Below are 15,818 nucleotides of genomic sequence, written 5' to 3' on the forward strand. Positions count from 1 at the left end.
GTGGTAGCTTATTCAGTGCAATGCACGGTTCTCTAGTGACCTCTTCCTTGGTTCGTGAAACAACCGAAACCGAATCTCAGAACTACGGTTACAAGTTCGGACAAGAAGAAGAGACCTACAACATCGTCGCTGCACACGGCTATTTCGGAAGGCTTATCTTCCAATACGCAAGCTTCAACAACAGCCGTTCCTTACACTTCTTCTTGGCAGCATGGCCAGTAGTCGGCATCTGGTTCACCGCACTGGGTATCAGCACCATGGCGTTCAACCTCAACGGCTTCAACTTCAACCAATCTGTAATTGACTCACAAGGTCGTGCGATTGGCACCTGGGCAGACATCCTCAACCGCGCTAACCTGGGTATGGAAGTCATGCACGAGCGCAACGCTCACAACTTCCCCCTCGACTTAGCTTCTGCTGAAGTTGCGCCTGTTGCTCTCAGCGCTCCTGCTATCAATGGCTAAGGTTAACGGAATGTAAGTTTTTCTTTCAATGTTATGAGTTCTTAACTAAGGATATGGACAGCGCTTCTGAGATGAAGCGCTGTTTTTGTTTGATTTTGGGAATACTGAGAAAAAAAGAATTTCATAAATCTGAAAATCATTTAAAGCATGAAAATCTTGTATTTTCTCGGTATTGCTGGACTGTTCATCAGTTGGTATCTAACAAATCCTTGTGTCGGCTACGCCCAGGTTGCAGCCGATGGCACTCTTCCTACAAATGTTGTCTCTCCTGATGGTCTCCAATTCACAATAACGGGTGGCAGTCAAGTCGGAAATAACCTTTTTCATAGCTTCAGCCAATTGTCATTACCAACAGGTGCTTCTGCCATCTTTAATAATGCTTTAGATGTCCAAAATATCATTAGTCGTGTCACTGGTGGCTTTCCTTCTAATATTGATGGAATGATTCAGGCTAATGGCAGTGCTAACCTGTTCTTAATAAATCCAAATGGAATTATATTTGGTCCCAATGCTCAACTGAATATTGGTGGTTCATTTTTTGCCACTACCGCCAACAGTCTCAAGTTTGCGGATGGGACGGAGTTAAACACGTCCTCGTCTCAAACTCCGCCTTTACTAACTGTCAGTGTTCCTGTAGGATTACAGTACGGTCAACCAGGAGCGATCGCAGTACAAGGATCACATCTCTCGGTACAGCCATCTCAAACCCTAGCGCTGATAGGAGGTGAGGTAGCTCTGAGCGGTGGTACACTCAGTGCTGAAAGCGGTCGTGTTGAATTGGGTGGAGTCGCAGGTGCTGGTACAGTTGGTCTAACAGCAACAGGTAGCCAGTATCAATTCATTTTTCCTAAGGATTTGGCTAAGGCTAATGTACTACTGACTAACAACGCTCTAGTCACCACAAGCGGTGATGGAGGCGGTAATATTCAACTTACGGGTCAGCAACTCACAATTCAAGACTCGCGTGTGGAAGCAAACACCCTTGGCTCTATTTCTGGAGCCAACCTGATTTTACACGCTTCAAATTCAGTCGTTATATCCAGCGCTAGCACGACTGGTACATTTGAGAGTGGTTTGTTTGCGGAAAACAGTGGTAATGGAGCTAGCGAGGGAATTGCGATCGCAACCAATAAACTCTTGGTTGAGGGTGAGGCTCGAATATCAACCGCAACTTCAGTAAATTCATCAGGAGCAGGGGGAAACATAACTGTTAATGCTTCTGATGCTACTGAACTATTTGGTGTTGATTCTCCAGATTTTTCTTTATTTACTGGCTTATTGACAGATACACAAGGTAGCGGCGTTGGTGGAGACTTAACTGTCAATACGGGACAACTAATTATCCACAATGGAGCGCAGTTAACCACTGCAACCTCCGGAAATGCACAAGGTGGCAATTTAATAGTTAATGCTCGGGACACTGTAGAACTCATTGGAGTCTCACCTTCCGATCTTCTAGCCAGTGGTTTGTTTAGCGCCGTTCAAACAGGTAGCGGAAATGCTGGAACCTTAACAGTGAATACAGGACGATTAATTATTCGCGAGGGCGCACAAATTTTTGCTGGTACTATTACTACATCAGAGGGCAATGGTGGCAATATTGTTATAAATGCTAGTGATTTTGTCAATATCGGTGGGGTTTCACCTATTTATAAAATCCCAAGTGGTGTGTTCAGCAATACCAATCCGGACACTTTAGGGAATGCTGGAAATTTAACAATTAATACCAAGCAGTTAATTATTAAAGATGGAGCAAATATTGCTGTTGACACCTTTGGTTTTGGTAAGGGAGGAGTTTTAGCAATCAATGCTACCGATTCTGTTCAATTATTGGGACAGGGTCCTCTGAGCGAGAATCCATTAGACCCAAACGAACTTATTCCAACATTTAGCAGTCTATCGGCAAGCGTGCTTAACCCCGATAATACTCAAGATGCCACAAGCATATCTATTAATACTGAAAAATTGTTAGTTCAGGAAGGAGCTAGAATCAGCGTTGACAATAGGGGATTAGGTAAAGGAGGAAACATTAATATTCAGGCACGCTCAATACTACTAAATAACGCAGGAAACTCTCAAGAGAATGCAGGTGGGATTCAAGCCACAACAGGATCGGGTGAGGGAGGAAATATTACATTACAAGTAAAAGACCTTTTACTCATGCTGAACGGCAGTAAAATTTCAACTGACGCGACAGGTGGTAGTAGTAATGGCGGTAATATAACTATCACAAGCAGTATATTAGGCGCTTTTAACAACAGCGATATTACTGCAAATGCCATTCTTGGGCGCGGTGGTAATGTTCAGATCGTCACTCAAGGAATCTTTGGAACTCAATTCCGGCCTGCATTAACTCCAGAAAGCGATATCACTGCAACTTCCGGATTTGGACTCAGTGGGGTTGTAGATATAAAAACTCCAAATATCGATCCCACAAAAGGGATTATTAACTTACCAGAGCAACTCACAGATGTATCTACATTAATTTCTCAAAGTTGTGGAGGGCGTGGAAAATCTGGCAGTTTTACTATTACTGGACGTGGTGGATTACGACAAAGTCCTGAAGGAGCGCTAAGTAGTGACATAGTCTTGCAAGATATTGACACAATGCCAGTTCAGCTAAGTAGCAGCCCAAAAATAACTTTGGCTTCTACAAAGATAGCACAATCTGCTCCCAATGAGATAATAGAAGCCCAAGGGCTTGCAGTCAATTCGCGAGGAGAGGTCTTTCTAATAGCACAAGCACCAGATATAACTCCACACAGTCGTTGGCTAACCTCTCCTAGCTGTCATTCACACTCTCGATAAAACCAAATAAAAAATTTTGATTTTAAAGATTCAATATACCTCTCATTGTCATTGCTCACTCTATCTAGAGATTTTTACGGAGATAACATAGAAATCATAAATCAATTGTGAAAAGATCTAGGCGTAGGGGCGCAAGGCATTGCGCCCCTACAAAATCTATATGTCGCACCATTATTTCACAATGAAATTATTTTAATTTCTGATGCTTTTATAAAAAATTAAAAAGATTAAACGGAAATTTGTAGAGCTTAAATAAAGAGACTAGATATAAAATCCCGTAGTACTGCTATTAATTCATGAAGATTTGATTAAATGGGTTAATTTACATGAAGACAAGTTTCAGGAGAAGATTTAAGCAACATTCTTCTGTTCTCTATTTAAAAGAAAAATGCAACACCAACCAGAAAATACCAACAAAAAACTTCTGAATTTTCTGCAAGTCAATCATTTTGAATCAATCAATCCTAACTCTCAAAACCTCATTGAAGATCTCACCGATGAAGAGCTAGCAGCTTGTGTTGGTGGTTGCGATCTTTCCGTAACGGCTGGTTCGCAAGAGGTTATAAATGTTCCACTAGTTGAAGGAATTCCTGTTCTTGGAGAATGCTCCGTTAGAATTAATAGTCTTGGCGTTGAATACGATCCTAATGGTTCACAACGCTCTGTAAGAAGCGATCGCAATATCAAAGAAGCGATCGCTGAAGTCAATCCCCAAGAAATTCTCAAAGGTATTGCCAATTTGCCCATTACCAGCTGGCAATATAAAAATGAGAATACCTCAATTCGCCATATTGGTCCAATGGCACAAGACTTTGCAGCAACCTTTCAAGTAGGAGAAAGCGATCGCACAATTAATATTGTAGATGGCATGGGAGTTTCACTAGCAGCAATCCAGGCACTTTACCAATTAATGCAACAAAAAGACTCGCAAATTAATGAATTGCGATCGGAATTACACCAACTCAAGCAACAAATGCATTAGGAATACAATAAGATAGTAATTCACTTCGTGTTCTTTGCGTCTTTGTGGTTAAAAAATATTTTTGAACCGCAAAGACACGAAGAGCGCAAAGGTAAAGATGTCGAAGATTGGGCATAATTTTTCTGATTTTTTCTTTTTACTGTAGCTCATAAAATTTTTATATATGTCTTAAAAACAATATAAATATGTTAATTCAACCTAAATTTAAAGAACACTTCCATGTTGAATTATCTCCGCCTAAGAATGTATACCTCTTAAGCGAGAAGGGACATTTTGTCTTAAGTGGACGCCTGTACTATTTGTTAGCACCTTTGTTAAACGGATATTACACAGTTGAAGAAATCAACAAACAGCTGCGAGGACAAGCATCTGTTGACGAGATTCTCTTTGGTTTAGAACAACTAGAAAAGAAAGGATACATTACCAGCGCAAGTAGTACACCGCCTCCCGAAGCCGCATTCTGGAATCTGCTCAATAGAGATGCAGACCTGACCACTCAACGCCTCCAAGAAGTTAAAATTGCGATCGCAACTTTTGGTAATGTCATAGCCGATCCGTTAAAAACTATTTTGGAATCCCTGAATATTCCTGTCAGTGATTCAGGTGAATTGACTGTTGTTCTCACAGATGATTATCTCCAACCGAGTTTAGCAGCTTTTAACCAAGAAGCTTTGCAAAGTCAACGCCCTTGGCTCCTCGTTAAGCCAGTTGGTGGTACAATTTGGATTGGACCAGTTTTTCAACCCGGTCATACGGGATGTTGGGAATGTCTAGCTCAACGGTTGCGGTTAAATCGGGAAATAGAATCTTTTCTTCAAGAACAAAAGCAAACTTTTGAGCCGTTTCCGATTTCTCGTGCTGCTTTGCCTTCAACTTTACAAACAGGGCTGAATCTTACAGCAACGGAAATTGCGAAATGGGTTAGCAATTCAGAAAAGCACTCTTTAGAAAATACTCTTCTCACCTTCGATCTCGTTAGCCTGAATTTAGAACGCCACATTTTAGTTCGTCGTCCTCAATGTCATTGTTGTGGCGAACCTGATTATTTTGTCAAAAAAGGGCTTCAACCATTGGAATTAACCAGCCATAACAAAAAGTTTACTGATGATGGCGGTTTTCGCAACTGTTTACCTGAAGAAGCTTTTCGATATTACGAACATCACATCAGCCCGATTACTGGGGTCATCAGAAGTCTATTTCAACCCTTTGAGACCAATCATCTCATTCATGCTTACGTTGTAGACCACAGTTTTCCCAGGGAAGGTAAGGAGTTAGAGCATATCAGGAATGCTGTTCGCCCGAAAAGCTTTGGTAAAGGAAAAACTGCAGCACAAGCAAAAATGAGCGCTTTGGGAGAAGCTATTGAGCGATACTCAGGAACTTATACGGGAGATGAATTAAGGGTGAAAGCCACTTATGCTGAATTGGGAGAATTGGCAATTCATCCTTATGAATGTATGCAATATAGCACAACTCAGTACCGCGATCGCCAAGTATGGAACCAGCAGCACCACATCAACCAATGGATACCCGAACCATTTGATGAAAGCCGAGAAATTGAATGGACTCCCATCTGGTCAATCACCCATCAAAAATTCAAGTATTTACCTACCGCCTACTGTTACTACGGCTATCCCCTACCTGAAGACTACAACTTTTGCTATGCAGATACAAATGGCACATCTGCTGGAAATTGTCAAGAAGAAGCTATCCTTCAGGGATTTCTGGAGTTAGTAGAACGCGATGCGGTAGCAATATGGTGGTACAACCGTTTAAATAGACCTGGGGTTGATATAAATAGCTTTGAAGATTCTTATCTGTGTAACCTGAAAACGTGTTATGCGTCTATAAAGCGAGAGTTTTGGGTTTTAGATCTGACAACCGATTTGAACATTCCCACCTTTGCAGCCATTTCCCGACGCATCAATCAACAATCAGAAGATATTTTATTCGGGTTTGGAACTCACTTTGACGCAAAACTTGCTCTACTACGCGCTGTTACGGAAATGAATCAGATGGTCTTTCTTTCCGGTGGTGCTAATCCTGATGCTCCAGCCAAATTCTCTCGTCAGGATATGCAGACTTGGTGCAGAACCGCAACTATAGAAAATCAACTCTACCTAGCTCCGAATGGCAATTTGTCTCCGAAGGTGCATGCAGATTATGCTCAATATACTAGTGATGACTTACGAGAGGATATTCTTGCGTGTATTGATTTAGCTGGTAAGCATGGACTAGAAGTGCTTGTGCTGAATCAAACACGTCCAGATATTGGTATGCATGTAGCTAAAGTGGTTGTTCTCGGTCTGCGTCACTTTTGGGCGCAGTTTGGTTCGGGTCGGCTTTATGATGTACCTCTCAAGTTGGGTTGGTTAAATGAAGCATTAACGGAGGGGGAGTTAAATCCAATTCCCATGTTTCTTTGAAATCTCCTGGCTTAATACGACTCGGTTTTGTTTATTCTCACCCGTAAAATATTGCGAATTAGATATTAACATTATCAGTCAAAGCAGTATTTTTCCGAGCAGTGTTAGCAATCAAGTCTTGGATTTCAACTTTTCCAGTGCTAGTATCTTTAACTTTCACGTACATTTTTTCGTCGCAGTATCCGCCAAAAGTCACGACGGGCTGCTATGAACGATCTCTACATGGTTTTCCAGTCAATTCGCAGACTATATGAAATTTTCTGACTTTGATTTAATGACACCCAAATGCTATTAAAATTGCACTTTTGAGCAATGGGCTTACCTCTTGTCTTCAAGCGATCGCTCACTCCAAGCTATAGATAGTCAAGCAACTTTCTTATAGAATATTAAATTTTAGATATAAATTATTACCAATATTGTACGAAATAGCGTGAATTTTTGGGATTAGATGCAAAATTTCAGGTTATGCGCGACTTGGTGCTTGAGGCTAAAACCCTTACCCCAAGGTCGCTTTTGTCTTTTGAAGTTAAGTATTGTTGCATCAGTAAATAATAGTAATGTACTATTGAACAATGTCAATCAATTCATAACAATGCGATCGTTAAAATGTGGAATCATACTTATAATGCAGCTTAGAAAACGGAATGTCACAGTCTGGACTACTTGAACTGGCACATGAAAAGCTTCACTGGCCGACTCCACAACAAATTTTGGAGCCATCTGGTGCTGGGCCTAGCGTTTATGCACGAATCGCTAGGGAAAAATTAGGCAGGACTATCAGCAAGCTGCCAGATGGTTATGGTGTGCGAATAGGAGTGCTGGCTGCAAATCCTCAAGGTGACTCAACAGAAGCACCCATTGCTCTGGTGTGCGACTTTCAAAAAGAAGTATCAGACGACACATTAAGAAAAACTTATAGACTTGCTTGGAGTTTTTCTCGTACACCATCATTAATTACAACAGAACCTAACCGATTAAGAATTTGGACGTGTTACGAAGAACCACCAACAGCAGAAGATATTATCAATCCGGTAATTGAAGTTACTAGACAGGAACTTCAATTATTCAATCAGCCTTCTCTTTCAGTACAAGCTGCTAAAACTCTGCGTTTACACTGGGCTGATTTGGTATCAGGCCAATTTTTCCAAGAACATAGCCAGCGATTTCAACGAAGTCAGGCCGCTGACCAGGTGCTATTGAGAAACCTGAAAACTGTTCGGCAGAAACTTCAACAAAATAAACTTGATGATGATACTATTCATGATTTATTAGCAAGAATTATTTTTATTCAATTCCTTTTTGATCGCCAATATTCTGAAGGAAATCCTGGTCTAAATACAAACTTACTTGCTCATTTACATAGAATTGGAGAATTATCAGCTAAATACTCTAATTTGCATGAGATCTTAAGAAATCATAGAGATATTTATAAATTTTTTCGTTGGCTCAATGGTAAGTTCAATGGTGATTTATTTCCAGGTAAAGGAGATACCAAAAAAAAACGTGAAGCTGAATGGCAGACAGAAGAAAACAAAGTTACACAGACTCACCTAAATATACTTGCTGATTTCGTCAGAGGTTATGTAGAGATGGAAAGTGGACAACTAAGTCTTTGGCCATACTATCACTTCGACGTTATACCTTTAGATTTTATTAGCAGTATATATGAAGAATTTGTGAGTAAAGAATCTGGTACAGGAATTCATTACACACCAGAACACATAGTTGATTTTGTATTAGATGGTGTTTTACCTTGGGATAGTCAAGAATGGGATATTAAGATTCTTGATCCTGCTTGTGGTTCAGGAATTTTTCTGGTAAAAGCATTCCAGCGGTTAATTTATAGATGGGAAAAAGCTCATCTTAATAGAACAATTCAGCCTAGTGATTTAAAGTCTTTACTAGAAAATAATTTATTTGGTGTTGATGTAGATACTCAAGCAGTAAGAGTAGCTTCTTTCAGCCTCTATTTAACTATGCTTGATAAAGTTAAACCTCAAGACTATTGGGAGAATGAGTTTTGCTTTCCAAGATTGCGTGAACACCAATTAGTAGCTGCTGATTTTTTTCAAGAAGACAAAAAAGGATTTAATTCTATTCAAGACGCAAAGAAATACGATTTAGTTGTTGGCAATGCACCGTGGGGAAAAAACACCGTCACTTCAGCAGCTAAATCTTGGGCTAGAGATGATTGGAAGATAACCTACGGTAATATTGGACCACTTTTTCTGCCAAAAGCTGTTGCTTTGACTAAGGAAGGTGGACAAGTAGCAATGATGCAGCCTGCACTTGCTTTAATTTTTAATCAGGTTAGTACTGCTCAAGAATTCCGAGTCAAGCTTTTTTCAGAGTTCAAAATTGATGAAATAGTTAACTTATCTGCATTGCGTTTTGGACTTTTTAAAGATGCTATTTCTCCAGCTTGTATTATCACAATTTCAGCAACACCTCCTGATGGGAAACCCTTGACATACATTTGTCCCAAGCCAGTGATGACTAATGAGGATGACTATCACATAGTCATAGAGCCACATGATATTAATAATATCTACCCACAAGAAGCAATAGCAGATCCTTTAATTTGGACAGCATTAATGTGGGGAGGTAGACGCGATCTGTCTTTAGTTCGTAGGTTGAGTAACTATAATAGCCTTGCAGAACTGGAGCTGTTAAATATTGTTGTATCGTCTCAAGGAATTATCCGAGGTAGCAGGAAAATATATCATAAAGGAATTTTAAGGAGACGTATTTTAGAGGCCAAACAATTTACTCAACTATTTCCTGAAGAAACTTGTACTCACTTTGTAGCAAAGCAGCTACCTATTAATGAAGATCCATATACACACCGTTTTACTAATTTGGCTGCATTTAAATTACCACAACTAATAATTAAACTTAGTTGGCCGAAAAAATCAAGTCGTTTCCAGGTTGCTATCACTGAACCAGATAATTTGAATAATCAAGGTATTATATGTTCTGGTAGCTATCTCAGTGTACATACTTCTGAAGAAAACAGTTTAATTTTAGAAGCAGCTTGTCTTGGCTATAAAAGTAAGTTAGCTGTGTATTATCTGCTTCTTTCAAATGGTCGTTTTGCGTCATATATTCCTGAAATAAAACCAAGCGATTTATTGCGTGTGCCAATACCTGAAGCCCAGGTTGGAGTATTGGAAAATATAAAAACAATTGATGATGTAGATGAGCGCATACGCCAAGCTTTTGAATTCAAAGATAGTGAATGGGTACTAATTAATGATCTCTTTAATTACACCCTACCAGATTTTAAAGGAGATAGTGCTTCCTCAGGAAGAAAAAGAACTCACCGTAGAGATAATGATTATTTAGAAGATAATAGTGAACCAGAAATTACCGCATATTGCGAGTATTTCTTGCGAGTTCTTAAGGCAGGATTTGGACAAGACAAACAAGTTTGCGCCACTATATTTCAGGAGCCAACTAACACTAAACTTCCTGTCCGCCTAGTTGCAATTTATCTCAACAGAGCCGACTATCAAGGCGTTCATATTGAGTCTATCGACTCCCCTGATTTACTAGAACTCTTGGAAAACTTAAATGATTTGTGTTTGAAAAAAGGGCAGACAGAAGATGGTGGAATATTTTATCAACGTGTTGCAAGGGTTTATGATTCTGTTCAATTGAATGGGTTAAAAATTCCTACTATTTATTTGATAAAACCGGACAAAATTCGTTACTGGACTCGCTCTATAGCTTTAAGAGATGCTGATGAAGTAGCCGCAGATATTATGATGTGGCGGACATCATTTGATAATAAATCAGCGGTTATACAGGAGTCATACAGTGGGTAGAAGAGGTAAAACAATTCCAGAATTGCGCTGGAAAGATACACCGGAGTTTGTTGAAGTAGCAAAAGCTTGGAACAATGATGCAATAACAATTCTCGTAAAACTTGTCTGGGAAGGATATGATTTGCTGGTTGCCGAGATTCTATCGCAAATTAATTGCGATGAAGCAGAGGAGCAGATAGAAAGGAGCATCACTCAATCTCTTGAGCGTAGAATTCGCAGAAATATGACGGGAAATGAGCCATTTGATGTTCAACATGAAGTCTACGAAATAGAAAGTAGTCAATCAGCACAAGCACAACCACCACAATATGATATTGCATTTTATCTAAGATCTAATGAGAGGATTATCTGGCCTTTAGAAGCTAAGGTTTTGAAATCAGATGGGGCGGTAGGTGAATATATAAAAGAGATAAATGAAAACTTTATAACTTGCCGATATGCGCCCTTTTCTAGTCAAGGAGGAATGCTAGGTTATCTTTTTTCTGGTGATTCAAACAAAGCCTTTACTAATATTGCAATAAAAGTACCATGTACATTAAGCGATCATCCATATTTTAAAGATCGCGATCACAAAACCTCGAAACACCAACGGGAAGTTCCATCAGGAAAATCATATCCTACTGAATTTATTTGTCACCATTTACTATTAAAAATAATTGCTTCAATTCCTACTAGTACATCTTCAGTATAAATCTAAAACTCGCAATGGCTTAATCAGCATCTGTCATTGGACAGTTTAGCAAATTTTTCTAATACTTAATAGCGTTTCATAGCAAAACAATCATTTTATAATTATTAAAAATTGGTAAAACTTGAGATAAAGCTAATATCTGGTCATCAAAATTACTACTCCCCATTTTTGGTAGCAAAGTAAAATAGATCGGAAATGCTCTTTTATCCCACACAACACTAACCATAAACAAATTTATACAAGCCCAATTAGTCCGATCAATTACCACATAAATTATATTTTCCGAAGGAAAATATGTTTCTAGCCAGAGCGTAATTATCGGAAACAAAATTTTTTCAATTGTTAGATTTGGTAATGACAAAAATATCTGTATTTTCTTTCTTCTACTTTCAAATGTAATGGGAAGTGGTAGATTAACTTAAATTTTTCTTGTGCAGCACTCACCCGATCGCTCTGCATTCACTTGAGGATGGGGGTTGATTGCGAGTTAGACCAATTTTCTAAAATTTTCACAATAATTTCAAATCTAAAATCATGGACAAGTTTCTGTAAAGCAGAAGTAATAGTCACAAATTGCTCTGGGATTTGTGCGAGCAGTCGCTCACTTTCTTTGTCGTCACACAACTGCGCTGCTTGATACAATTGAGTCACCCAACTCGACGGCATTTGAGATAACAAAGACTGAAGCTCGCTATCTGATAAAGACTTTTGTGAGATTTCTTTCTTTTGTTGTTCGTAGATATATTGCAACCCCAAGTAATCAGCCATCTTTGCATACAAAAATTCTTCCCGAACAGGCTTGGTGATATAATCATTACAACCCACGGCAATTGCTAGAGAGCGATCGCTCTGTGAAGCATGGGCTGAAAGCGCAATAATGATAGTTCTGTCACCTTCATTTTCTGCACGGATTTTTTGTGCTGTTTCGTAACCGTCCATCACTGGCATTTGAATGTCCATCCAGATAAGATGAGGTTGCCACTCTTGCCACAGCTTGAAAGCTTCTTGTCCATTACTGGCTTCGCGCACCTCTAAACCCAAATGAGTCATCAATTCTACCAAAAGTAACCGATTTTCTGGTTGGTCATCCACAACAAGAATGCGGTATTCTGATTTAGATATTAGCCCTATCACCTGACGGTGCGTTGACTCTTGTTGCACCAAAGCTGCTGGGACAATGCTGACTGGAATCTCAAATGTAAATGTGCTTCCCTCACCTAAAGTACTGTGAACAGAAATATCACCACCCATTAACTGTACAAATTTACGACTAATTGAAAGCCCCAAACCAGTGCCTTCTTTAGAGATTTTTCCCGATTGGGTTTGCATAAAAGCATCAAAAATTGTATCGAGTTCATCAGAAGCTATACCGACTCCAGTATCTTTTATCTCAAAACATAGAGATTGGGAAGGCTTTTCTCCACTGGCTTGTCCCCACTCCACCTTGACTCCCAACATTACACCACCCTCATTTGTAAACTTGATAGCGTTACCTAAAAGGTTGAGGAGTACTTGACGCAGTTTTTTGCCATCTGTAATAACATATTGAGGTACATCTGGGGCAATTTCTAAGCTGAAGGATAAGCCTTTGACCTCTGTTCGCTGTTTTAGCATTGCTGCTACAGATTCTACCAAATCAATCAAGTCAAAACTGCTTTCATCTAATGTAATGCGGTCTGCTTCTATTTTGGAAAAGTCCAGCACATCGTTAATGAGATTGAGTAAGTGATCCCCACTACGGCTGATAATTTTCAAATGTTCTTGCTGCTGCAAACTCAGGGATTTGTCGTGGCTCATGACTTGGGCAAATCCCAAAATCACATTCATAGGAGTACGCAATTCATGACTCATGGAAGCCAAAAAAGCACTTTTGGCTCGATTTGCCACTTCTGCAGCTTCTTTTGCTTGTTTGAGTTCCCTATCGGCTTGTTTGCGTTCAGTTATATTACGAGCAATTTTAGAAGCTCCAACTATTTTGCCCGTTGCATCCAGTACTGGAGAGATAGTGAGAGCTATATCTACTAGCTTTCCGTCCTTACGTTTTCTTATGGTTTCGTAATTTTCAACTGTTTCCCCACACCGAATTTTCTCGATATTTTGCAGTGCCTCGTCAGTGCGATCGCAAGGGAATAACAGGGAAATGGATTGCCCAATCGCTTCTGTTGCAGTGTAACCAAACAGTTTTTGAGCACCATCATTCCAACTCATAATTGTACCATCTAAGGTGTTACTGATAATGGCATCTTCACTAGACTTTACAATCGCTGCCAGTTGAAACAAATTTACTTCTGCTTGCTTGCGTACAGTAATATCACGCACAATAGCAGTAAAAATTTTTTCGTTATCAATTTCTAATTTCGAGATTGAAGCTTCTGCAGAAAACTCAGTACCATCTTTGCGGCGACCAAAAATTTCGCCACGTTCGCCCATGCGTCTTGCTTTACCATCAGATTGACTGAAGGAATTTACGTGGTGATGGTGAACTTTTGCATATCGAGAAGGCAATAGTAGCAAGAGATTTTGCCCTATTACTTCCCCTGCGGCATAACCAAAAATCTTTTCAGCACCTTGATTAAATAAAGTTATTTGTTGGTTACCATCAACCGCAATAATAGCATCGCTAGCAATATCCAAAATACTTGCAAACCGCGCTTGTTCGGCTTGCAGTGCTTCTTCGGCCCGTTGTCGCTCTTCTAATTCTAGTTGCAAACGCTGATTTGTACTGGTTAATTGCTTTTCTGCTTGAAGGCGATGATAGTCAGTTTTGTTAAGGGCATAAGTATTCCAAAGCACTCCCCCTGATAGCAAGAAAGTATCTAATATCTCTATCAAAGCCCTTTCCGTTTCTTTGGTGTATAAGAAAAAGTGAGAGCCTATGGCACACAAGCTCGCTACCATTGGGTAGATGACAAATACAAAAGGTAGTAACCTCCGCGCCGTTTGGCAACCCATCCCTTTCCCAGCCAACAAAGGCATTATTCCTTTATCTGGCAAAGCACATAGAATACTTGATGAAAGTAGCAAGAAAGAGAATGCTGTGTGTATAGCCATTCCCATTTCTCTAGGAATGCCAGCTGCATATAGATGAAAAATATTATACACGTAGCCCATTAACCCTAAGTAACTCATCAGCCATGCCAAGCCTGCAAAACCTTGTATTGCTCTATAGTTCGGACAACGTGTGTTTAATAGCACCAAGGCAGTTCCTGTATTGAAAAAATTTATTGCTGTGTTCGGAGACATACGTCCCGGAATTGCTTTGCTCAATAATGGTTCTGGTTGCTGCAATAACAATTCATCAATTCCCAAATTGACATGAAAGCTGTATTGAATTAAGGTCAGCAGACTGATAAGAATTGCGATCGCCGCTACCACCTGTGCGACTACTCCAATGTGGAATTTGCGAACTAACGAAGCCCCATGGTTTTGAGCCTGATGCCACAACCATAAAGATGCTCCTGTTAATATGAAGCAAACAGCAGTATTCACCTTCATGCTAGGCATTCCGGGCAAAATACTTTTGAGTAATGAGATGTTCAGCAACCAACCCAGAAAAACAATTCCACCTATGAAAATGACAGCAAGACTAATTCGCTTGGAAAACAACTGCAGCGATATTGCCATGCTTTGGGATAACAAATGATAATTTTTTTTACTTTTAATAACATTCATAATGTTTTCCTGTAATATTTTAAGTTGATGTCGTTAAGCCTAAATTTAAATGGGGCTTCTTGCTTATTAGTCAAAGTTTTTGTTAGTATATATAATGACAAAATACTATCCATATTAATATCGTAAAATTGCGGAAAATCTATATTGACATATTAGCTCTCTGATATCAATTTCTCATAACTCACGCAAAGACGCAAAGACGCACCAGATAGCTTTGCGTCTTTGCGTCTTTGCGTGAAATTTAAATAACACGAGATCTATAGTGTCCAAGGTTTGAAATTATGACTGACTCTCAATTTCCTCTTCCACAACCGCAATTAATACCTGGTGGTATCACTCGCGAACAATACGAACATTACATTCCAGAAAAATTAGAATTAAAAAATGGGTACTTGGGTGATGAAGAACAAGACCAGATAGGATTTCAGTTAGCGGTTCTGACTAATATGGGATTACTGAAAGCAATCTATAGTATAGAAACGTTACTGTGGATAGAAGCATTGGAACTTTATTTAAGGAAAAAGTTAGAAATCGTTGAGGCCGATCCAGATGTGTATGAGGTACTGCTCGAACGCCTGAATCGGGCAATTGAAGATTTGACTGTGGTAGCTCAATATCTAGAGGATTAATTTCAAGTGTGCTCTGGGACAATTGGGTGCCTTTTACCTAATCAGTCATTTGTCATTGTAAGCGTTATAACTATCTTTGATATTTCTTCACATATAGCAATGCTAAATCATTTGTAAAAGGAGAGAAACCCGGTATCTTTGAGATACCGGGTTTCTGGGGTTTCGTAATTTTTACAAATCTGTGGAGGATTGCTATAGTACCGTAGGTAGGGCTAAAGCCCACTAACTAAAGCTTGCGGTGGGCTTTAGCCCTACCTACTTTTCATGAATAATTTATGATTTCTAATATTCCTTGTTAATATCAACAAGGATTAAAAAT

General features: G+C 39.5%; 8 protein-coding genes and 1 pseudogene. 7 read left to right on the forward strand and 2 right to left on the reverse strand.

Features of this window, described 5'->3' with window-relative positions; translation table 11 throughout:
- From WA1_RS59785 to WA1_RS14815, 6 genes are all read left to right on the forward strand, one after another.
- The coding region (locus WA1_RS59785; protein ID WP_473163456.1) for a photosynthetic reaction center family protein at positions 1-464 on the forward strand (464 nt) is incomplete at its 5' end.
- A gap of 147 nt (positions 465-611) precedes the next feature.
- Positions 612-3,272 carry a two-partner secretion domain-containing protein gene (locus WA1_RS14795; RefSeq protein ID WP_017742523.1) on the forward strand — a complete coding sequence of 887 codons (2,661 nt, stop codon included), beginning with the start codon at positions 612-614 and terminating at the stop codon, positions 3,270-3,272.
- 388 nt (positions 3,273-3,660) lie between these two features.
- A complete protein-coding gene (locus WA1_RS14800) occupies positions 3,661-4,254 on the forward strand; it encodes a tail fiber domain-containing protein (protein WP_017742524.1) in 594 nt (197 codons plus the stop codon).
- A gap of 185 nt (positions 4,255-4,439) precedes the next feature.
- The gene (locus tag WA1_RS14805; RefSeq protein ID WP_017742525.1) at positions 4,440-6,680 is read left to right on the forward strand and encodes a TOMM precursor leader peptide-binding protein; all 2,241 of its coding nucleotides are present in this window, start codon (positions 4,440-4,442) and stop codon (positions 6,678-6,680) included.
- A 644-nt stretch (positions 6,681-7,324) separates the two neighbouring features.
- The gene (locus WA1_RS14810; RefSeq protein ID WP_017742527.1) at positions 7,325-10,507 is read left to right on the forward strand and encodes an HsdM family class I SAM-dependent methyltransferase; all 3,183 of its coding nucleotides are present in this window, start codon (positions 7,325-7,327) and stop codon (positions 10,505-10,507) included.
- Positions 10,500-11,198, forward strand: coding sequence for a hypothetical protein (locus WA1_RS14815; RefSeq protein WP_017742528.1), 699 nt, complete (start codon positions 10,500-10,502; stop codon positions 11,196-11,198). The genes WA1_RS14810 and WA1_RS14815 overlap by 8 nt, the downstream gene beginning before the upstream one ends.
- A gap of 91 nt (positions 11,199-11,289) precedes the next feature.
- On the opposite strand, the pseudogene WA1_RS59790 reads toward WA1_RS14815, so the two are convergent.
- Positions 11,290-11,610 (reverse strand): annotated as a pseudogene (locus WA1_RS59790) (IS4 family transposase); the annotation flags it as partial.
- A gap of 47 nt (positions 11,611-11,657) precedes the next feature.
- Complete coding sequence (locus WA1_RS14825) at positions 11,658-14,870, reverse strand: PAS domain S-box protein (protein WP_017742530.1); 3,213 nt, start codon at positions 14,868-14,870, stop codon at positions 11,658-11,660.
- A 281-nt stretch (positions 14,871-15,151) separates the two neighbouring features.
- On the opposite strand from WA1_RS14825, the gene WA1_RS14830 reads away from it, so the two are divergent.
- Positions 15,152-15,499 carry a hypothetical protein gene (locus WA1_RS14830; protein WP_017742531.1) on the forward strand — a complete coding sequence of 116 codons (348 nt, stop codon included), beginning with the start codon at positions 15,152-15,154 and terminating at the stop codon, positions 15,497-15,499.
- Positions 15,500-15,818: the final 319 nt, after the last annotated feature.

Source organism: Scytonema hofmannii PCC 7110, from assembly GCF_000346485.2.
GTDB classification, from domain to species: Bacteria; Cyanobacteriota; Cyanobacteriia; order Cyanobacteriales; family Nostocaceae; genus Scytonema; species Scytonema hofmannii.